General features: G+C 70.1%; 17 protein-coding genes and 1 pseudogene. 9 read left to right on the top strand and 9 right to left on the bottom strand.

Features of this window, described 5'->3' with window-relative positions; genetic code table 11:
• Window positions 1-30 precede the first annotated feature (30 nt).
• Window positions 31-1,305, bottom strand: a complete 1,275-nt coding sequence (locus tag BLR04_RS01405) for a serine hydrolase domain-containing protein (protein WP_143021921.1) — start codon at window positions 1,303-1,305, stop codon at window positions 31-33.
• Between the two features lie 89 nt (window positions 1,306-1,394).
• Here BLR04_RS01405 and BLR04_RS01400 point away from each other — a divergent pair, with 89 nt between their 5' ends.
• Window positions 1,395-2,141, top strand: coding sequence for a class I SAM-dependent methyltransferase (locus BLR04_RS01400; protein ID WP_176902883.1), 747 nt, complete (start codon window positions 1,395-1,397; stop codon window positions 2,139-2,141).
• A gap of 10 nt (window positions 2,142-2,151) precedes the next feature.
• Here BLR04_RS01400 and BLR04_RS01395 read toward each other — a convergent pair whose 3' ends face one another.
• The 3 genes and pseudogenes from BLR04_RS01395 to BLR04_RS01385 form a co-directional block, all read right to left on the bottom strand.
• The gene (locus tag BLR04_RS01395; protein ID WP_143021920.1) at window positions 2,152-2,442 is read right to left on the bottom strand and encodes a hypothetical protein; all 291 of its coding nucleotides are present in this window, start codon (window positions 2,440-2,442) and stop codon (window positions 2,152-2,154) included.
• 41 nt (window positions 2,443-2,483) lie between these two features.
• Window positions 2,484-3,728: pseudogene (locus BLR04_RS01390) on the bottom strand (RNA-guided endonuclease InsQ/TnpB family protein).
• A gap of 262 nt (window positions 3,729-3,990) precedes the next feature.
• Window positions 3,991-4,311, bottom strand: coding sequence for an RNHCP domain-containing protein (locus tag BLR04_RS01385; RefSeq protein WP_090758691.1), 321 nt, complete (start codon window positions 4,309-4,311; stop codon window positions 3,991-3,993).
• A 576-nt stretch (window positions 4,312-4,887) separates the two neighbouring features.
• Here BLR04_RS01385 and BLR04_RS01380 point away from each other — a divergent pair.
• Entirely contained in the window at window positions 4,888-5,076 is a 189-nt protein-coding gene (locus BLR04_RS01380; RefSeq protein ID WP_143021919.1) for a hypothetical protein, read from the top strand.
• A gap of 230 nt (window positions 5,077-5,306) precedes the next feature.
• Complete coding sequence (locus BLR04_RS01375; RefSeq protein WP_090758687.1) at window positions 5,307-7,619, top strand: glycoside hydrolase family 3 N-terminal domain-containing protein; 2,313 nt, start codon at window positions 5,307-5,309, stop codon at window positions 7,617-7,619.
• Window position 7,620: 1 nt separating this feature from the next.
• On the opposite strand, the gene BLR04_RS01370 is transcribed toward BLR04_RS01375, so the two are convergent.
• Window positions 7,621-8,235, bottom strand: coding sequence for a Uma2 family endonuclease (locus tag BLR04_RS01370; RefSeq protein WP_143021918.1), 615 nt, complete (start codon window positions 8,233-8,235; stop codon window positions 7,621-7,623).
• Window positions 8,236-8,478: 243 nt separating this feature from the next.
• On the opposite strand from BLR04_RS01370, the gene BLR04_RS01365 reads away from it, so the two are divergent.
• Window positions 8,479-9,561 (top strand): C45 family autoproteolytic acyltransferase/hydrolase, encoded by a 1,083-nt coding sequence (locus BLR04_RS01365; protein ID WP_090758684.1) that lies wholly within the window; start codon window positions 8,479-8,481, stop codon window positions 9,559-9,561.
• A gap of 38 nt (window positions 9,562-9,599) precedes the next feature.
• Here the strand turns inward: BLR04_RS01365 and BLR04_RS01360 are convergent, their stop codons facing one another.
• The 3 genes from BLR04_RS01360 to BLR04_RS01350 are packed head-to-tail and all read right to left on the bottom strand — an operon-like array spanning window position 9,600 to window position 12,222.
• A complete protein-coding gene (locus tag BLR04_RS01360; protein ID WP_218128681.1) occupies window positions 9,600-10,388 on the bottom strand; it encodes an alpha/beta hydrolase in 789 nt (262 codons plus the stop codon).
• 42 nt (window positions 10,389-10,430) lie between these two features.
• The gene (locus BLR04_RS01355; RefSeq protein ID WP_090758682.1) at window positions 10,431-11,636 is read right to left on the bottom strand and encodes a metal-dependent hydrolase family protein; all 1,206 of its coding nucleotides are present in this window, start codon (window positions 11,634-11,636) and stop codon (window positions 10,431-10,433) included.
• Window positions 11,637-11,673: 37 nt separating this feature from the next.
• Window positions 11,674-12,222: a hypothetical protein gene (locus tag BLR04_RS01350; RefSeq protein WP_245739948.1), complete on the bottom strand. Its 549-nt coding sequence runs from the start codon at window positions 12,220-12,222 to the stop codon at window positions 11,674-11,676.
• Between the two features lie 184 nt (window positions 12,223-12,406).
• On the opposite strand from BLR04_RS01350, the gene BLR04_RS01345 reads away from it, so the two are divergent.
• The 5 genes from BLR04_RS01345 (at window position 12,407) to BLR04_RS01325 (ending at window position 19,257) form a co-directional block, all read left to right on the top strand.
• Window positions 12,407-13,240 (top strand): amidohydrolase family protein, encoded by an 834-nt coding sequence (locus tag BLR04_RS01345; protein ID WP_176902881.1) that lies wholly within the window; start codon window positions 12,407-12,409, stop codon window positions 13,238-13,240.
• 417 nt (window positions 13,241-13,657) lie between these two features.
• Complete coding sequence (locus BLR04_RS01340) at window positions 13,658-14,641, top strand: ABC transporter permease (protein WP_090758678.1); 984 nt, start codon at window positions 13,658-13,660, stop codon at window positions 14,639-14,641.
• 1 nt (window position 14,642) lies between these two features.
• Window positions 14,643-15,482: an ABC transporter permease gene (locus BLR04_RS01335; protein ID WP_090758676.1), complete on the top strand. Its 840-nt coding sequence runs from the start codon at window positions 14,643-14,645 to the stop codon at window positions 15,480-15,482.
• Window positions 15,479-17,548: an ABC transporter ATP-binding protein gene (locus BLR04_RS01330; protein ID WP_090758674.1), complete on the top strand. Its 2,070-nt coding sequence runs from the start codon at window positions 15,479-15,481 to the stop codon at window positions 17,546-17,548. Before BLR04_RS01335 ends, BLR04_RS01330 begins: the two co-directional genes overlap by 4 nt.
• Window positions 17,545-19,257 carry an ABC transporter family substrate-binding protein gene (locus tag BLR04_RS01325; RefSeq protein ID WP_090758671.1) on the top strand — a complete coding sequence of 571 codons (1,713 nt, stop codon included), beginning with the start codon at window positions 17,545-17,547 and terminating at the stop codon, window positions 19,255-19,257. Before BLR04_RS01330 ends, BLR04_RS01325 begins: the two co-directional genes overlap by 4 nt.
• Window positions 19,258-19,319: 62 nt before the next feature.
• Here BLR04_RS01325 and BLR04_RS01320 read toward each other — a convergent pair whose 3' ends face one another.
• The gene (locus BLR04_RS01320) at window positions 19,320-20,090 is read right to left on the bottom strand and encodes a GNAT family N-acetyltransferase (protein ID WP_090758669.1); all 771 of its coding nucleotides are present in this window, start codon (window positions 20,088-20,090) and stop codon (window positions 19,320-19,322) included.
• Between the last annotated feature and the right edge of the window lie 43 nt (window positions 20,091-20,133).

The following is a 20,133-nucleotide window of genomic DNA, read 5'->3' as shown; positions in this document are numbered from 1 at the left end:
ATCGCCTGCCGGAGCGCGGGCTCCCGCCCGTCACCGACGCTTGACCAGCAGCCGGTCCGTGGCGAACGGCGTGACCGGCTGCGCCGCCTTGGCCCGGACCGCGTCCGGTCCGCACACGCCCCGCACCACGTGCTCGTAGACCGCGAAGTCGATCGGGCTCGGCACGAGGACGCCGTTCTCGTCGATCTGCTGGTACTTGGTGAGGTTCATCCCTACCGACAGCTGCCGCTTCCCGTCAGGGGTCGACAGCGACTGCGTGGCCATGCCGAACACGCTGCCGTCGTGCCCCCAGAGCGGGCCGCACCCGAGGTCGATGGTGTAGATGCCGAGGCCGTAATCGATGGGGGCGCCGCCGATCAGCACCGGCACCGTCTTCTGCATCTCGGCGAGTTCGGCGCGGCCGATCAGCTCGCCGCGCAGCAGCGCCCGGTAGAAGCGGTTGAGGTCGTCCATGGTGGACACCACCGCGCCCGCCGTGGTGACCCACGACATGTCGTACACGCTGAAGTCGCGCGGCGGGTCGAAGGAGCCGTACATCGACTCGTACGCGCGCGAGTGCGGGCCGGGGATGTGCGGCGAGCGGGGGAACGAGGTGTGCCGCAGGCCCGCCTTGCGGATCACGTCGCGGGTGATGAGCTTCTCCGCGTCCTCGCCCGTGACCCGCTCAAGGAGCAGTCCGGCCAGGAGGTAGTTGGTGTTGGAGTACACCCCGGGCAGCGCTCCTGCCTCGCCGGTCGGCGGCAGCTCCAGGGCACCCCTGACGAGCTGCGCCGGGTCGAACGTACGGAAGCGGTTGTCCTCCAGGCTGCTCACCGACCCTTCGAGCAGCGAGGGGAACGCCACGGGGACGTGGTCGAAGATGTGGCTGGTGTGGTTGAGCAGCATCCGTACGGTGATCCGCTGCCCGCGCTCGCCGGGCACCAGGTCGGGCAGGTAGCGGCCGACGGGGGCGTCCAGGTCGATGGTGCCGCGGGCGACCTGCTGCAGGACGGCCACCGCGGTGAAGGTCTTGGTGATGCTGCCGACACGGTGCTCCATGTTCGGTTGCACGCGGCGGCCCGTGTCCACATCGGCGACGCCCGCGGCGTCGCGCCAGCTCTCGTTCCCGTCGCGTACGGCCGAGTAGGCGCCGTACATGCCGGCCTCGTGGACGGCGTCAAGGGTGCGGCTCAGCTCTGCCCGGTCGAGCCGGGTGCCGGCCGCGGCCGGTGTCACCACGGTGCCCGCCGTCAGCAGCGCGCCCAGCGCTGCGGCGACCACGGCTCGACGGCTCGGTGCGACGTTTCGTAACCCGCGATTCGTCATGACAGCCATCATGATCCGGTCGGCTCTGTCGATTCAGTCGCCGCTGTCACCGGCTTGTCATGACATGTGTCATGACACATGATCGTCGGATGGGTTTCGAGGAACTGGTCCGTACGGCGTCGGAGACGGCGTTCGAGGGATGGGACTTCGACGTGCTCGGCGATCGCGTCACCTATGACGGCGACCTGCCGTGGCGCTACGAGGAGCTGGTCGGACGGCGGCTGCCCGGGGCGGCGTCGCTGCTCGACCTCGGCACCGGCGGCGGCGAAGCGCTCGCGTCGTTAGCCCCGCTGCCGCCGCACACCGTGGCCACCGAGGGCTATCCGCCGAACGTGCCGGTCGCCCGTCGCCGCCTGGAGCCGCTCGGCGTCACGGTCGTCGAATCCGCGGCGACCGGCCCGCTGCCGTTCCCCGACGGCTCGTTCGACCTCATCGTCGACCGGCACGAGTCGTACCGGCCGGACGAGATCCGCCGCCTGCTGGCGCCCGGTGGCGTGTTCGTCACCCAGCAGGTGGACGGGCGCGACCTCGACGAGATCAACGCAGCGCTGGGCGCGCCACCGCACGCCGCCGCCGGCTGGCGCCTCACCACGGCGGCCGCCGCGCTCGCCGACGCCGGGCTGGACGTCTCGTGGCAGTGCGAGGCGGGCTTCGCCACGACGTTCCACGACGTCGGCGCGCTCGTGCTGTTCCTGCGGGTCGTCCCCTGGCAGGTGCCCGGCTTCGCGGCGGCCGCGTACGCCGATCGGCTGCGCGCCGTCCACGAGGACATGGAATGCGGCCGCCCGCTCCGCGCCACCGCACGCCGCTTCGCTTTGACCGCCGGGCGACGCTGACAGCACCCGGTTACGCGGTACGGCGGACGGCTGGTTGGTCGGTGCGGGCCGGGTCGTCGTCCTGCCATCGCTCCAGCGCGGCGAGCGCGGCCTCGGTGTCGCGGACGAGCGAGTCCATCAGGGAGCGGTAGAGCGCGCCCACCGCGCGTTCGCCGAGCGGGCCGGAGCGGGGGAAGCCGACGGACCTGCACTCCTGGAAGACCTCGCGCGCCTGGGTGAAGGCCGGCAGCAGGTCGTCCCTGATGCTCCGCCGGACCTCGCCGATAGCGTCGGGATCGCTGTAACGGGTATCCGGGTTCACGCTCCCACCATGCAGCATGCGACCCCTGAGCAGCAGGGGGATCATCCAAACATCACTGATCGTTCTCTTGGCATCCTCCACCTCGTCAACGGGGGGATTCTCACGGTCACCCGTGAGGCTTCCTGCTTCACCGCCGGTTGCCCGCCCGAGAGGACTCTCGTTGAGGTCTTACACCAGCTCCACAGGCGTTTCAGCTCTCCGCCGGCCCGGCGGCAAGCACGTTCCTGGCCGCGTTCACGTCCCGGTCATGGACGGCGCCGCAGGCGCATGTCCATTCGCGGATGTTCAACGGCATCCTGTCTTGCAGAGCACCGCACGCCGAGCACAGCTTCGACGACGGGAACCAGCGGTCAACCGCCACCACGGTCCGCCCGTACCACCGCGCCTTGTACTCCAGCATGGAGCGCATCTCTCGCCAGGAGGCGTCAGAGATGGCGCGCGCCAGGCTGTGGTTCTTCACCATGGTGCGGACGGTCAGGTCTTCCACGGCGATCACTTGGTTCTCGTGAACAAGCCGTGTCGTCACCTTGTGCAGGAAGTCTCTTCTCCGGTCGGTGATCCGGGCATACACCTTGGCGACCTTCAGCTTCGCCTTGGCCCGGTTCGCGCTGCCCTTCTCCTTGCGGGCGAGTGCCCGCTGCGCCTTGGCGAGCTTGCGCCGGTCACGATACTCGTGACGAGGGTTGACGATCTTCTCGCCAGTGGACAGCGTGGCCAGCGCCGTGATCCCGGCATCGATCCCCACGTTCGCCGCGACGGGCGGGAGGGGACTGGTCTTCTCCTCGACCAGCATCGACACGAACCAGCGGCCCGCCGCGTCTTTCGACACGGTGACCGTGGACGGCTCCGCACCCTCCGGCATCGGACGGGACCACACGATCGCCAGCGGAGCATCCATCTTCGCCAGGGTCAACCGGCCCTCACGCCAGCGGAACGCCGACCGCGTGTACTCCGCACTCGCCCGCGACTTCTTCTTGCTCTTGAACGTCGGATATTTGGCGCGCTTGGCGAAGAAGTTCGCGAACCCCGCCTGAAGATGGCGAAGCGCCTGCTGGAGCGGAACCGACGACACCTCCGACAGGAAGTCGAACTCGCCGCTGCGTTTCCACTCCGTCAGGCGGGCGGACGACTCCACGTAGGAGACGCGGCGCCCTTCGAGGGTGTAGGCGCGGGTGCGTTCTGTTGTAGACGAGGCGGACGCAGCCGAACGTACGGGCAAGCTCGCCGGCCTGCTCGGGCGTCGGGTGGAAGCGGTATCTGTAGGCCCGCTTCACGATCTGCGCCATGCCTCACCTTCTCCCGTACGACCAGCCAAGGGTCGCATGCTTGTTCCCATTCCGTGCCCTGTTAAGGACGCTGAGCGTCCTGGGCTGTCCCGGCTACGCCGGGTCACCCCTGGCGGGGCTCCGATTTCTCCCGTTCCTGTAGGACCGGGTTTCCTCGGAGGTGTCCGATGACGGAAGCCATCGCGCTCCTGTTCCGTCGCCACCGCCAGAAACCGCGCCCCGAAACCGGGCCGCATGCCGCTCTCCGGCATGCGGCCCGTCCTCACCCGCGACCGGACATCAACGCGGTGATCGCCTCGATGTCGTCACCCTGCCCGGGGTCGTCCGCCAGCCGGTTGGGGCGGACGAACCCGCACACCACGCACCGATGGACGACCACGAGCCCCTTGCGGCCACGGTGGTCGATCCGCTGCGGGCGCATCAGCCCGCGGCACCCGGCCGCTCGGTCTCCCGGTACGTCGTCGACGTGCTTGGACCACAGGCACGCCGGACAGTGGTTGCGGTAACCGCCGTTGGTCAACGGCGCCACCACGGCGCCGCAGTTCTCACATGTGAAGCCCTGGTTCTGGGCGGCCCTGCTGATGGTCTCTGCCTCCGGATCGAAGAAGTGATCTTCAATCGGAGTGCAGGGTTCCGTTCTCTCTCTCCGTCGTGCCGACGGCTCCCAGGCTCGATGCGGGCGAGGGACCGGTTCACCGCCTGTTCCCCCTCGTCAGAGGTCGGCGATTAGTTCCGCTTCCGGCTTCACCGGGGCGTGTCTCATCCCGCGGATCCGTTACCACGACCGGGTTTGCGTGATTGTCCCGGTCACTGTCGGCCGAGCCTCCTCAGCCGCCAGCGGTAGGTGTCGTCCCGCACTCACTGGCGTAGGCGTCGTCCCCTGACCTCAGAGTTCAGCAGAGCGACCCGGACGTTTCCGACGCACCACCCCTCCTCGCGCTCGGGAGCCTCGATGACAGCACGGCCGCCGTCACCGGGCAAGCGGTTTTCGCCGGGGTGGATAAGACAGTCGCCCTCAGGTTGGTTTCGGCGGTGGGGTCTTGGGAGAGCCGGTGGCCGACTTGGCGGGGAAAGTGGAAGGCTGCCGGCAACCGTCCCGTCTGTCCTCGATGGGGGCCGGGGTGGTGACTCCGAACACCGAACGAGAGGAGTGCCGCAGATGACGCGAGACGTCGGCCGCATCGCGGCGAAGCGCATCAACGACCACGTGGAGCTCGTCCACGAGGACTACCCGGACACGGTGCTGTTCGTGCCGCGCCGCGACTGGGAGGCGTTCACCGCGGCCGTCAAGTCGGGCGCGTTCGACCTCGAGACGCTCAACCGGCAGGCCGAGGAGAGCCTGACCTGACCTGACCTGCCCGCACCGACAGGCGCCCGCTGTGCGCGGCGGGCGCCGCCTGCGGTTCATGGCCTGAAATCTTTCTGCCAGGGTGGACCCTGTTCGCGACCGATGGAGGGACGATCTGCGGTCAGCCAATTGTCGAAAATTTCGGGACAACGTCGAAATATTCTTGACGGCGTCGTGGAGGGCACTTAAAGTCCGGGCGTACTGATCGGGATCGCTCGAAGGTTGCAGCCATGACATCTGTCAACGCGCCGGGCGTGGCGCCCTGGCGGGACACCGCCCGCACGGTCGGCGAGCGCGTGGAGAGCCTGCTGGCCGAGCTGACGCTGGAGGAGAAGGTCGCCCAGCTCGGCTCCGTCTGGGTCCAGGACGACGACCCCGGCGGCGTGGCGCCGCTGCAGGACCGGTTCGCGACCTCGGCCCGCCTGGAGGACCGGCTCGCACGCGGCCAGGGCCACCTCACCCGCGTCTACGGCACCGCCCCGATCAGCCCTGAGGAAGGGGCGGAACGGCTGCGGTCCCTGCAACGGCTGGTGACCGCCGCCAACCGCTTCGGCATCCCGGCGATCGCCCACGAGGAGTGCCTGACCGGGTTCGCCACGTACGGCGCCACCGCCTACCCGACACCGCTCGCCTGGGCGGCCACGTTCGATCCCGGCCTGGTCGAGCGCCTGGCGGCGGCCATCGGCGCCGACCTGCGCGCCGCCGGCGTCCACCAGGGGCTGTCGCCCGTGCTCGACGTCGTCCGCGACTACCGGTGGGGGCGGGTCGAGGAGACGCTCGGCGAGGATCCGTACCTGGTGGGGCAGCTCGGCGCCGCGTACGTGCGCGGGCTGGAGGGCGCGGGCGTCATCGCCACCCTCAAGCACTTCGCCGGGTACGCCTCCTCGCGCGCCGCGCGCAACCACGCGCCGGTCAGCGTCGGCCCCAGGGAGCTGGCCGACGTGGTGCTGCCGCCGTTCGAGACGGCCCTGCGCGAGGGCGGGGCCCGCTCGGTGATGAACTCCTACACCGACCTCGACGGCGTCCCCGCGGGAGCGAGCGCCCAACTGCTGCGCGGGTTGCTGCGCGAGGAGTGGGGCTTCGAGGGAACGGTGGTGGCCGACTACTGGGCGATCCCCTTCTTGGCGTCGATGCACGGCGTGGCTGAGGACGACGCCGAGGCGGGGGCCGTCGCCCTGCGCGCCGGCATCGACGTCGAGCTTCCCGAGACCGTCTCGTACGGCGAGCGTCTGGTGGCGGAGGTCCGCGCGGGACGCGTCGCCGAGGCGCTGGTGGACGAGTCCGTACGCCGGGTCCTGCGGCAGAAGGTCGAACTCGGCCTCCTCGACGGCGGCGTCCCTGAGGCCCGGCCCGTGGAGCTGGACGGCCGGCGCAACCGCGCGCTGGCCCGCGCCGTGGCCGAGCGTTCCGTCGTGCTGCTGCACAACCCCGCCGCGACGCTGCCCCTCGACCCCCGCACGACGGCCCGGATCGCGATCGTCGGACCGTGCGCCGACGACCCCCGTACGCTGCTCGGCTGCTACGCCTTCCCCAACCACGTGCTCGACCGGTACCCCGGCCACGGCATGGGCCTGCCCATCGCCTCGATCGCCGACCGCCTGGCGGACGAGTTCCCCGAGGCGCTGCTGGAGCACGAGGTCGGCGCCGACGTGAGCGGCGACGACACCTCGGGGATCGCCGCGGCGGCGGCGCTCGCCGCGCGGTCCGACCTGGTGCTGCTGTTCGTCGGCGACCGGGCGGGGCTGTTCGGCGGCGGCACATCGGGGGAGGGCTGCGACGCCCCCGACCTGCGGCTGCCAGGACCGCAGCCGGAGCTGGTCGAGGCGGTCCTCGCCACCGGGACGCCGGTCGTGCTCGTGGTGGTGTCGGGGCGGCCGTACGCGCTGGGCCAGTACAAGGACCGGGTGGCGGCGGCCGTGCAGGCGTTCCTGCCGGGGGTGGAGGGCGGCGCGGCGCTCGCCGGTGTGCTGAGCGGCCGGGTGAACCCGTCCGGACGGCTGCCGGTCCAGATCCCCGTCTCGCCCGCGATCAACCCCTCCACCTACCTGCAGCCGCCGCTCGGGCGGCGGACCGACGGCATCACGGTGCTCGACCCGACCCCGGCGTTCGCGTTCGGCCACGGACTGTCGTACACGCCGGTCGAGTACGTCTCCCTCGCCGTCGACCGCGCGGAATGCGCCACCGACGGCTCGGTCGGGGTGACGGTGACGGTCCGCAACGCGGGTGACCGGCCCGCCGAGGAGGTCGTCCAGCTGTACGCCTCCGACCCGGTGGCGGAGGTGGCCCGCCCTGTCGCGCAGCTGGTGGGCTTCGCCCGCGTGCCGCTGGAACCGCGCCAGACCCGTACGGTCACCTTCGACGTGCCGACGGACGCGTTCTCCTACACCGGCATCGACCTGCACCGCATCGTCGACCCCGGCGCCATCGTCCTTTCGGCCGGCCCCTCGGCGGAGGCCCCGCTACGCACCACCATCCACCTGAGGGGCGACACGGTGGTCCTCGACCACACCCGCCGCCTCACCACCCGCACCCGGCTGGGCTGACCTATCGGCGGGCGCGTAGGAGGTCGGCGGGGTCGAAGGTGAGGGGGAAGGGGGCGGTCAGGTCGGCGGGTTCACCGGGCTTGAAGACGGCGGGGTCGTCGTAGCGCTTGCCGTTGAGCTGGTGGACGTGGAGGGTGGGGCCCTCCGCGGGGTCGATGCGCCAGTAGGTGGGGATGCCTGCTTTGGCGTACGCCTCCACTTTGAACAGTTCGTCGCGCATCTTGGTGCTCGGGCTGACGACTTCGGCGGCGAGCAGGATGTCGGTGGGCGAGAACATGAGCTCGACGTTCCTGGCGACGTCCTCGCGGACGACGACGAGGTCGGGAATGTAGAAGTCCTTGTCACTCACCCGCACGTTCACCGTGGTCAGGGCCACCAGCGGTGGCGGCATCACGTGTTGCAACATGAGCAGCGCATTGGTGATGATCAGCTGGTGCAGGGGGGTGGGGGCAGGGCTCACCAGAAGGCTCCCGTTGAAGAGCTCGTAGCGGTTCCCGTCGTCGGGGAGTTCGAGCAGGTCGTCGACGGTGAACGCTTGCGCACTCGATGGAAACCCGCGCCTGGTGCTCGGTTCGATCGTCGCCATCGCGGTCACCCACTCAGTATCGGGAGTCACGCCTTCGCCGACATGCTACTTCCCCGAAATCGGCCACTCCGAGTCACGGAGTGATCACGCGAAGGGGAGGTCGGGCGGGTCGCCTCTCCCCGTCCCACCTCATGTGTCCGAGCGATGCGGTGCACAGCAGGCTGCTGGGGGTAGTGGTTTTCCGCCGTTCTTGTTCACGTCGGGCGGTGTGCGCGCGTTCGCGGCGTGTTCCGCCGCCGGGCGCCATGGCTCGCCGAGTTCGATGGGTAAGCCATGACATTTCCTGTTTTCACGTCCAGTCAGTCCGAACCCCTCGCCCGGGGCAAGGAGCTCGGCACCCACCTGCGCGACCAGATCCTGCGCAACCTGTCCGGCTACACCGACCTGTTCACGGTGGCCGGCGCGAGCGGCGCGCGGGTGCGCGCCTGGGGGGAGCGGGCGCTCGACCGCAGCGCCGCCTGGGCGCCCCGGCTGGCCGAGGAGATCGCCGGGATCGCGTGGGGTGCGGGCCTCGAACCCTGGCAGGTCGCGGTGGTCAACGCCCGCACCGAGATCCTGGCCGCCATCGACGCGGGCGGCGCCGCCGACGTCACGGGCGACGGTGAGTGCTCGACCTCGGTCGTGCTGCCCGCCTCGGGCCCGGCGCGCACGGTGCAGACCTGGGACTGGCACGACCACCTGCGCGACGCGCCCGTGCTGTGGGAGTACGAGCCGTTCCCCGGCCACGTGGTGCGGACGTTCACCGAGGCGGGCGCGCTGGCGAAGATCGGCGTCAACACGGCCGGGCTCGGCGTGCACTTCAACATCCTGCGTCATGGCTCCGACAGCGCCGACATGGCCGTGCCCGTCCATCTCATCGCGCGCCGGATCCTGGACGAGGCGGCCACCGTCGCGCAGGCGGCCGACATCGCCCGCTCGGCCGAGGTGTCGGCCTCGACCGTCATCACGGTCGTCACGGAGGGGGACGCGGGGGCCGTCGAGATCTCCCCGGCCGGGGTGTCGGTCATCCCGCCCGGCCCCGACGGGGTGCTGCTGCACTGCAACCACTTCCTCGACGCGGGCCTCGCCGAGGGGGAGCGGCACGCCACCGACCGGCCCTTCACGTACGACAGGCAGCGGCACCTGCGCGACCACGTCGACGGGCTGAGCGACGCCGACCTGACCGTGCGGGCGCTGGCCATGCTCGGCCACGGCCCTGACGACGCGCCCGTCTGCGCCCATCCCGACCCGGAGATGCCGATCAACCAGCGATGGGAGACGATCGCCACGATCGGGCTGGACGTGGCCGCCGGGCGGATGCGGGTGCACCAGGGCGGACCCTGCCGGGTGACCGAGGCGACCTGGCAGGAGTTCTAGGACGAGGACGGTCAGTACGCACGTCCGGCGAGAACAGGTCAGCTCGCGCGGTCGGCGAGGTCCGCCACCGCGGTGATGAGCTCGCGGCCGTTCAGCATGACGAGGTCGTTGTGGCCGGCTCCGGCGATCCGCACCTCCTTCGCGCCGGCCGCCTCGGCGACCGCCCGGCTGAGACGCGGGGGCACGATCGTGTCGCCGGTCCCGTACGCCACGACGACGGGGGCCCGTACCCGGCCGATGTCGGGGACGACGGGGAAGCGGTCGCGCAGCAGCGCGCGCACCGGGAGGAACGGGTAGTTGGCCTGTCCGGCGTCGGCCAGGTCGGTGAAGGGGGAGCGCAGGACCAGCCCGGCGGGCGGGCGCTCCAGCGCGAGCCGGGTCGCCACCGCCGCGCCGAGGCTCTCGCCGAAGTAGACGACGCGCGGGCCGTCGATGAACTGGCGGGCGGCCAGCGCGTCGAGGTGCAGGCCCTCCTCGGTGGGCGTGCCGGGGTTGCCGCCGTAGCCGCGGTAGTCCATCAGCAGCACCGGCAGCCCGTACGCCGACAGCGCGAGGGCCAGTTCCGCCCGGTGCAGCCGGTTGCCCGCGTTGCCGCCCAGCACGAGGACGGTCACGTCGCGGTGGCCGGGCACGTACCAGGCGGCGAGCCGCAGGCCGTCGCTCGTCGTGAACGACACGTCGCGCGCGCCCGGGATCACCGACGCGGCAGGCGGCACCGGCCCGCGGTCGGGCAGGTAGACGAGCCGCCGCTGGAACACCCACAGCAGCGCGAGCAGCAGGACCAGCACCGCCACGACGACGAGTGCGGCCCGTGTCAGCGTCGTCACCCTGTCCACGCTACGCACCGTTCCGCATCCAGGACAGGCAGGTCAGACGACGGCGCCCGCCTGGACGACGTGGCGCAGGTGCTTCCGGTCGGCCAGCACGCCGGCGTCCATCAGCGGGTCGCCGTCGAGGACCAGCAGGTCGGCGTGCGCGCCGGCGTCCAGCGTGCCGATCTCGCCGCTCATCCCGAGCAGCTCGGCCGCCCCGGACGTCGCGGCGCGCAGCACGTCGATCGGCGCCTGCACCTCCGCGCGCAGCCGGAACTCGTGGCTCTGGTGCCGGTGCATGCCGCCGAGCAGGTCGGTCCCGAACGCCAGCCGCGCGCCGCCGCGGGCGGCGCGCTCCAGCGCGGCGAGCCCGGCGTCCAGCACCTCGTCCACCTTGCGCCAGCTGTCCTCCGGCAGCCCGAACGCCCGCCCCTCCTCCTTCAGCGCCCAGTACGTGACCAGCGTCGGCACCAGGTACGCGTCGTGCCGCAGGAACAGCTCGACGCTCGTGTCGTCGATCAGGTTGCCGTGCTCGATGGAGCGCACGCCCGCTTCGAGCGCCCGGTTGACGGCCCGCGCGGTGTAGGCGTGGGCGGCGACGTACCGGTTGGCGGCCTCGGCCTCCTCGACGGCGGCGCGCAGCTCGTCCATGGAGTACTGGGTGGAGTCGATGCGGTCGGTCGGGGAGGCCACGCCGCCGGAGGCCATCACCTTGATGTGGTGGGCGCCCTTGCGCAGCTCGTCGCGGGCGGCCACGCGGACGGCGTCGACGCCGTCGGCGATCCGTCCGACGCCGGCGCAGCACGGGTGGTCGTCGGTGAGGTTCTCGCCGCGGCCACGGAAGTCGGCGTGGCCGCCGGTCTGGCTCAGGCCCTTGCCGCAGAACAGCAGCCGGGGCCCGCGGATCAGTCCCTCGGCCTGCGCGTCGGCCAGCCCGTGGTCGGCGCCTGAGTTGTCCCGGACCGTGGTGAACCCCCGCCCGAGCATGCCCGCCATGATGCGGGCCGCGTGCGCGGTGACGTACGACGGAGCCATGGCGCGCAGCGCGCCGAGGTCGGCGGTCGAGGCGGTGACGTGCACGTGGGCGTCGATCAGTCCAGGTACGACGTGGGCACCCGCGACGTCGAGGACCCGCGTGCCGTCGGGGGCGCGAAGGCCCGTCCCGGTCTCGGCGATGCGCCCGTCGGCGCAGCGCAGGTCGCCCTCGGTGTACTCGCCCGTGGCCACGTCGAGCAGCAGGGCGTTACGCAGGAGCAGGTTCACGTGGCGTCTCCGAGCGGTCTCACCGTGATCAGTACGTTCAGAGCCAGCTCGCGCGGACGCTGTCGGCGGACTCGGCGCCGGCCGGGGGAGCGGGATCGGTGGCGCGGATGCGCTCCAGCAGGCGGGAGACCGTCTCGACGATCTCGGGAGCGCGTTCGCGCAGGCCGCTGACGTCCTCCTGGGTCACCTCCTCGCGTCCGACGCCCGCCTCGTCGAGGACGCCCTCCAGGTCGGCGAGCCGCTCGCCGAGCCAGGCGAGGGGGTCCTTCGACAGTCGCTCGTCGAACGTCCGCCGTCCCGGTTCCCAGCCGCGCATGCCCGGATGGTGGTGGGTGCGGTCGAAGCTGCCCGGTGTGCCCTCGACCGACTCCAACAGGTCGACCCGCCAGAGCGGACGCTCGACGGTGATCGGGCGGGCGGAGTAGATGGAGCCCTTGAGGTCGCCCTGCTCCAGTTTGCGCAGTTCGAGCCGCACTCCTCGTTCGGCGCCCTCCTGGCCGGGCATGGGGGCGGGGTCGACGAAGTAGATGTCGCTCACTGCCACGCCGATCCGCTCGAAACCGAAGAGGTAGAGCACGGGAACCACGTCCTTCGCGAGTGTGCGGGCACGCTTCCCACCCAACGTAACACCGCATATCGGACGATCAAGGCCATGTCTGGTGGGGTCCGGGCGATCAGCGCTGTGTCGTGGCGAGGGGGCCGCTCCGTCGAGGGCGGGGCGTGGCATGATCCCCCCGAAGCTTGACCGAACCGTATGAAACTGGAATCCGATGATGCGCATCGACGCCCACCACCATGTCTGGGACCCCTCCGCACGCCCGCACACGTGGCTGGACCCGGACGAGATGGCGCCCGTGCGCCGCGCGTTCACGCTCGACCAGCTCGCCGGTCCGGCCGCCGCCGCCGGTGTGACGCGGACCGTGCTCGTCCAGGTGCTGCCCGACCTCGCCGAGACGCGGGAGTTCCTCGCGCTGGCCGCCGCGTCCGACCTGGTCGCCGGGGTGGTCGGCTGGGTGGACCTGACCGCGCCGGACGTCGCCGACACGCTGGCCGCGCTCCCGGCGGGGCTCGTGGGGGTGCGCCACGGCGTGCAGGACGAGCCCGATCCGGCCTGGCTCACGCGTCCTGACGTGCGCCGCGGCCTGGCCGCCGTGGCCTCCGCCGGGCTGGCCTACGACCTGCTCACACTGCCGCACCAGCTGCCCGCCGCCATCGAGGCGGCGGCGGCGCTGCCCGAGCTGACGTTCGTGCTCGACCACCTGTCCAAGCCGCCGATCGCCTCCGGCGAGCTGGAGCCGTGGCGCGGCCTGGTCCGTAGGCTCGCCGCGCTGCCCAACGTCCACTGCAAGCTGTCGGGCCTGGTGACCGAGGCGGACTGGGGCTCGTGGCGGGTGGCCGACCTGCGGCCGTACGCCGAGGTCGTGCTGGAGGCGTTCGGCCCTGAGCGGGTGATGTTCGGCTCCGACTGGCCGGTATGCCTGCTCGCCGCCGAGTACGAGCAGGTTGCAGGCGCGGCTGACGAACTGTGTTCCGGGCTGTCAGACGACGAGCGGGCCATGGTCTTCGCGGGGACGGCGCGGCGGGCGTACCGGCTGGAGGGGTGAGCGTGGCGGGGCGGGGCGGTGGCGGCCGGAGGCGCGACACCTCCGACATCTCCGGCCGGCGCGCTGGTCCGGCGCTCGCGGACGCGAAGTGGATCTCTTTGCCAGCTTGGAAACCTTTGTCCAGATTCTGTGACAATGGGTCCCGGCAAGGCGTCTTGTCGGCTACCCTGCCCGCCTGCATTTTCCCAGCTAGCCCCGGCGGAGCCAGGGTATCGGCCCGGCCGCGAAGATCATTTACGAGTGACCTGACCGTTATATACGTCCGTTTCTGACTGTTATATTTTTGCTTATATTCTTGCGCCCTGATCGCCACCCCGTCGTCAGCTGACACCCCAGTCGTCGGACGACGGGTTTACGTTGCGGGGGCGCCTCTCCCGGCCGGTAGTTCGCGCCCCCGGTCAGCGCGAACGGAGAGTAATGGGCAAGTACCTGCTCCGCAGGTTGGCAATAAACGTCATTCTGGTCGTGATCGCGTCCAGCCTGGCGTACATGCTCGCGGCCACCACCATGAACCCGCGGGCGGCGTACCAGGGACGGCAACCTCCGGTCCCCGAGGCTGTCATCGACAAGACCCTCGACGCCTACAACCTGAACGACAAGACGCCGGTTCTGCAGCGCTACGCGACCTGGGCCACGGGTGTGGTCACCGGAGACTTCGGCAAGACCTGGAACGGCGCGTCGGTCAACGATGAGCTGGGCCGGCGGATGTTCGTCAGCCTGCGGCTGCTGATCCTCGGCACGCTCCTCGGCTTCGCGATCGGCGTGGCACTCGGCGCCTACTCCGCGGTGAAACAGTACAAGTTCGGTGACCGGTTAATCGGAGTCGGCTCCTTCGTGCTCATGGCGATACCGGTGTTCGTCCTCGCCACCCTGCTGGCGATCGCGACGTACAACCTGAACCGGGGGCTCGGCTTCACGCTGATCGAGTACACCGGTGAGTACAACCCCAAGCTGTCCGGCTTCGACCAGTTCCTCAACCGGCTGAACCACCTGATCCTGCCGACGATCTCCCTCAGCATCGGCGGGTCGGGCGCGGCCTTCTACAGCCGCATCCAGCGCAACATGATGCTCGACGTGCTCGGCCAGGACTTCGTCCGCACGGCCATGGCCAAGGGCCTGCGCCGCAGGACCGCGCTGATGAAGCACGCGCTGCGCACCGCGCTGATCCCCTCCGCGACGTACTTCGCCTTCTCCGTCGGCACGGTGTTCACCGGCGCCATCTTCACCGAGAAGATCTACAACTGGCACGGCATGGGCGCCTGGCTGGTCGACTCGATCAACGCCAACGACGTCAACTCCGTCGCCGCGGTCACCGCCTTCACCGCCGTGTGCATCCTGTTCGCCTCGCTGCTGTCCGACCTCCTGGTGGCGGCCCTCGACCCCCGGGTGCGGGTGAGCTGACATGCGTTCGAAAGTCGTCCTCAGGCGCCTGTTCCGCAACAACCAGGCCCGCTATGGCTTCGTCGCCCTGGTCGCACTGGTGCTGGTGGCCTACGTCGGCCCGTACATCGGCAAGTACGACTGGACCGAGAAGGACTTCATGGCCTTCCTGTCGGCGCCCAGCGCCGACCACTGGTGGGGAACCACCTCCATCGGCCAGGACCTGTACGCGGTCACCCTGCGCGGCATGCAGAAGTCGATCCTCATCGGCCTCATGGTCGCCCTCATCTCGACCGGCCTGGCCGCGATCGTGGGCGCGTTCGCCGGATATTTCGGCGGATGGGTCGACCGGGTGCTCATGTGGGGCGTGGAACTGCTCCTCGTCCTGCCGAGCTTCCTCCTGATCGCGATCATCTCGCCCCGCCTGAAGTCCGGTAACTGGCTCTGGTTCGTGGTGCTGCTGGCCGCGTTCTCCTGGATGATCACCTCCAGGGTGGTCCGCAGCATGACGATGTCGCTGCGCGAACGCGAGTACGTGCAGGCCGCCCTCTACATGGGCATCCCGCGCTGGAAGATCATCTTCCGGCACATCGTGCCGAACATGTCCTCCCTGCTGATCATCGACGCGACGCTCAACGTCTCCTCGGCGATCATCGGCGAGGCGGCACTGTCCTTCTTCGGCTTCGGCATCCAGCCGCCGGACGTCTCGCTCGGCACGCTGATCGCGACCGGTTCCGACAACGCCACCGGCTATCCGTGGCTGTTCGTCTTCCCCGCGGGCCTGTTGGTGCTGCTCGTGCTCAGCGTCAACCTCATCGGCGACGGCCTGCGTGACGCACTCGACCCGGGGAGCAACTCGTGAGCATTCTGGAGGTCAAGGACCTCACTGTCACCTTCCCCGGCGGCGTCCAGGCCGTGCGCGGGGTCTCGTACGAGGTCGAGCGCGGCGAGGTGCTCGGCATCGTGGGCGAGTCCGGCTCGGGCAAGTCCGTCACCTCTCTGGCGATCATGGGCCTGCTGCAGCAGAACTCCGTGGTCAGCGGCTCGGTGAAGCTGCACGGCCAGGAACTGATCGGCATGAAGGAAGACGAGCTGGTCAAGGTCCGCGGCAAGTCGATCAGCATGATCTTCCAGGACCCGCTGTCGGCCTTCACGCCCGTCTACACCATCGGCGACCAGATCGCCGAGGCCGTGCGCATCCACCAGAAGGTGAACAAGGACAAGGCCGCCAAGCGGGCCGTGGAGTTGCTCGACCTGGTCGGCATCCCGCACCCGGACGTGCGCGCCAAGGCCTTCCCGCACGAGTTCTCCGGCGGCATGCGCCAGCGCGCGATGATCGCCATGGCCATCGCCAACGACCCCGACCTGCTGATCTGCGACGAGCCCACCACCGCGCTCGACGTCACCATCCAGGCGCAGGTGCTGGAGGTTCTGAAGACCGCCCAGCAGGAGACCGGCGCCGGCATCGTGATGATCACGCACGACCTGGGCGTCATCGCCGGCATGGCCGACCGGGTGCTCGTCATGTACGCGGGCAAGCCGGTCGAGCAGGGCTCGGTGGACGACATCTACTACCGGCCGCGCATGCCGTACACGATGGGCCTGCTCGCCTCGATCCCGAGGATCGACGGCGAGGAGGGGGCGCTCGTGCCGATCGAGGGCAACCCGCCCTCGCCCGCGTCGCTGCCCCCCGGCTGCCCGTTCGCGCCGCGCTGTCCGATGAAGGTGGACATGTGCGACGAGCAGGAGCCGCCGCTCGTGCCCTCCGGTGCCGGACGGCACGTCGCCTGCATCCGCGCGCAGGAGATCGAGCACAAGGGCCTCACCGGCGCCGACGTGTTCCCCGTCCCGGTGATCCCGCCGAGCGACGTGGTGCGCGTGCCGCGGGCCGAGCGTCCCACCGTGCTGGAGCTGGACAGCATGATCCGGCACTACCCGCTGATGAAGGGCGCCGTGTTCAAGCGCCGCGTCGGCACGGTGCACGCGGTCGACGGCATCAGCTTCGACATCGCAGAGGGCGAGACGCTGGCCCTGGTCGGCGAGTCCGGCTGCGGCAAGACCACCACGCTGCAGCAGATCATGCAGCTCGCGCCCCCGCAGGGCGGCCGGGTGGTCGTGCTCGGCAAGGACAGCTCCACCATGGACGCGGCGACCCGCAAGGCGCTGCGCAAGGACCTGCAGATCGTCTTCCAGGACCCGATGGCCGCGCTCGACCCGCGCATGCCGGTCGGCGACATCATCGCCGAGCCGCTGCGCGCCCACGGCAGGAAGGACGTCGAGGCACGGGTCGCCGAGCTGCTGGAACTGGTGGGGCTCGCGCCCGAGTACGCCGAGCGCTACCCGCAGCAGTTCTCCGGCGGCCAGCGCCAGCGCATCGGCATCGCCCGCGCCCTCGCGCTGGAGCCGAAGCTGATCGTCCTGGACGAGCCGGTGTCCGCGCTCGACGTCTCCATCCAGGCCGGTGTGATCAACCTCCTGGAGGAGCTGAAGAACACCCTGGGGCTGTCGTACCTGTTCGTCGCCCATGACCTGGCCGTGGTAAGGCACCTGGCCGACCGGGTGGCCGTGATGTACCTGGGCAAGATCGCCGAGATCGGCACGGTCCAGAGCGTCTACGACCACCCCGCCCACCCCTACACGCAGGCGCTGCTGTCGGCGATCCCGCTGCCGGACCCGGAACTGGAACGCAACCGGAAGCGGATCCTGCTCGAAGGCGACCTGCCCAGCCCGGCCGACCCGCCATCGGGTTGCCGGTTCCGCACCCGCTGCCCCAAGTTCGCCCGGCTCAGCGCCGACGAGCAGCGGCGGTGTGTCGACGAAGAGCCCTCGATTGCTCGGCTCGCGAGCGCCGTCGACCACGGCGCCGCCTGCCACTACGCAGAGGAAGTCGAGGTCATCACGGCCTCGGATGATCAGGAGGAAAAGTGAAGGTTCGTTACCGGGCAGCCGCTGGTGTCGCGGTCCTGGCCCTGGCCGTCGCGGCGTGCGGCGGAGGTGGCGGCGAAGGCGGCAACCAGCCGAGCGCGGAGCAGTCGCAGCAGGCCCAGCAGCAGATGGCGGCCGTACCCGGCTTCGCCATCAACCCCGTCGCGTACGACCAGGTCAAGGACGGCGGTACGCTGACGCTGGCGGTCGGCCAGTGGCCCACCCAGTGGAACAGCAACCACGTCGACGGCAACCAGCGCGACACGAGTGACATGCTCGCGCCGGTCATGCCGCAGCTCATGGTGTTCGACGAGGAGGCCAACTACAAGCCGAACCCCGACTTCGCCACCTCCATCACGAACGAGATGAAGGACGGCAAGCAGGTCGTCACCTACACCCTGAACGACAAGGCCACCTGGTCCGACGGCACCCCCATCACGTGGAAGGACCTCGAGGCCAACTGGAAGGCCAACAACGGCTCGAACAAGGACTTCAAGCCGGCCTCCACGGACGGCTGGGACCGCATCGAGTCGATCACCAAGGGTGACACCGACAAGGTCGCCGTCGTCACGTACTCCAAGCCCTACCCCGAGTGGATGGGCCTGTTCTCCGGGTCGCCGTACCTCACGCCGGCCAAGTACGTGGAGACGCCCGAGGCGTACGACAATGAGTACAACCAGAAGATCCCGGTCACCGCTGGTCCCTTCAAGGTCGAGAAGATCGACGAGGGCACCAAGACGCTCACCCTCGTGCGTGACGACAAGTGGTGGGGCCAGAAGGCCAAGCTCGACAAGATCATCTTCCGTGCCATCGAGACGCCCGACGCGCAGGTGAACGCCTTCGCCAACGGCGAGATCGACTCGGTCGAGATCCCCTCGGGCGCCCCGGCCGAGCTCAAGCGGGCCAAGGAGGTGCCGGGCGTCGACATCCGCAAGGCGCTCAGCCCGAACTGGCGGCACTTCACCGTCAACAACCAGAGCGAGATCCTGAAGGACAAGAACGTCCGGCACGCCGTCGCGTACGCGATCAACCGTGACGTGATCACGCAGTCCGACCTGAAGGACATGGACTGGCCGCTGCAGACGCTCGGCAACCACATCTTCATGAACAACCACAAGGCCTACGTCGACAACTCCGGCGACCTCGGCAAGTACAACCTGGAGAAGGCCAAGCAGCTGCTCGACGCGGCCGGCTGGAAGCAGGAGGGCGAGTACCGCAAGAAGGACGGCAAGGAGTTCGACCTGAACTTCGTCATCCCGACGGCGACGCCGGTCTCCCAGACCGAGGGTGAGCTGACCCAGGCCATGCTCAAGGAGGCCGGGATCAAGGTCAACATCAAGGCCGTCCCGCTCGACAAGTTCTTCACCGACTACGTCAACAAGGGCGACTTCGACATCACGCCGTTCTCGTGGATCGGCACGCCGCTGCCCATCGGCAGCCTCGCGCAGATCTACAAGACGGGCTCGGAGAGCAACTACCCGAAGGGCAGCGACCCGGCCCTCGACGCCGCCATCGACGCCGCGGTGAGCGAGCTGGACCCGGCCAAGGCCCAGGAACTGGCCAACGCCGCCGACAAGCTGATCTGGGACATGGTGCACACCATCCCGCTGTACCAGCGTCCTGAGATCCGGGCGACCAAGAAGACGCTCGCGAACTACGGCGCGAAGGGCTACAAGACCTACGACTGGACGAGCATCGGCTTCACCGGCTGATCCGCTGAGATGACGAACCCCCGGCCGCTCGCGGCCGGGGGTTCTTTCATGCCCGCGTACGGTCAGCGGCCCGGCGCGTCCAGCGCGAGCATGACGAAGTCGTCCACCGGGCGGAAGCCGATGCGGGTGTAGAGCCGGTTGCTGACCGGGTTCGTCACGTCGGTGAACAGCAGGACGTCCGGGGTGCCCGAGCCCAGCGCGGCCGCCGAGACGGCGGACGTGACCGCCGCGCCGTACCCATGACCACGCTCGCCTGGCGGGGTGTAGACGGGCGTGATCCGCGCCATGCCCGAGACGCTGCGGGTGATGCCGGCCATCGACACCGGCCGGCCGTCCACCTCCCACAGCGTCCAGCCGGAGTAGGCGAGCCGATCGTCCACGAACGCCGTCGGGTCGGCGGGCATGTCGCCCGCCTCCTGGGTGAACGCCGTGTACCAGTCCGTCAGCAGCGGCCGGTCGGCCTCCTTGGCGAGCCGGGACCGTCCCCGTGGCTCGGGGTTCGGCGGGGTCAGCGCGTCGAGCCGGAACAGGCGGGACGCCAGGCGGGTGTGCGTGCCAAGGCCGGTGTGCTCCGTCCAGGCCGCGGCGAAGGCCCGTCCGCTCCGCTCGTCGGTCATCAGGTTCGCCGCGGTGCGTGAATCAGCGGCCACCAGGCGGGCCAGCTCCTCCTCGGCGCCGTCCGGCAACGACGACAGGGCGAGCAGGAACGGGGGCGTCCACACGAACGCCGCGGTGACCGCGCCGTCGCCGTCCTGCCCCCACCAGCCGAACAACGGGCCGTCACCCTGCGGCGGAGCCGCGTGACGCACGCCGGCGAGGGCCGAGAGCAGCATCGTGTGGCGGTCTGTCCGGGAATGGACGAAATCCCCCGCTACG

It is taken from the genome of Nonomuraea maritima, assembly GCF_900100395.1.
Taxonomy (GTDB): domain Bacteria; phylum Actinomycetota; class Actinomycetes; order Streptosporangiales; family Streptosporangiaceae; genus Nonomuraea; species Nonomuraea maritima.
The sequence above is the reverse complement of the archived record's forward strand: the minus strand, read 5'-3'. Positions and strand labels throughout refer to the sequence as shown.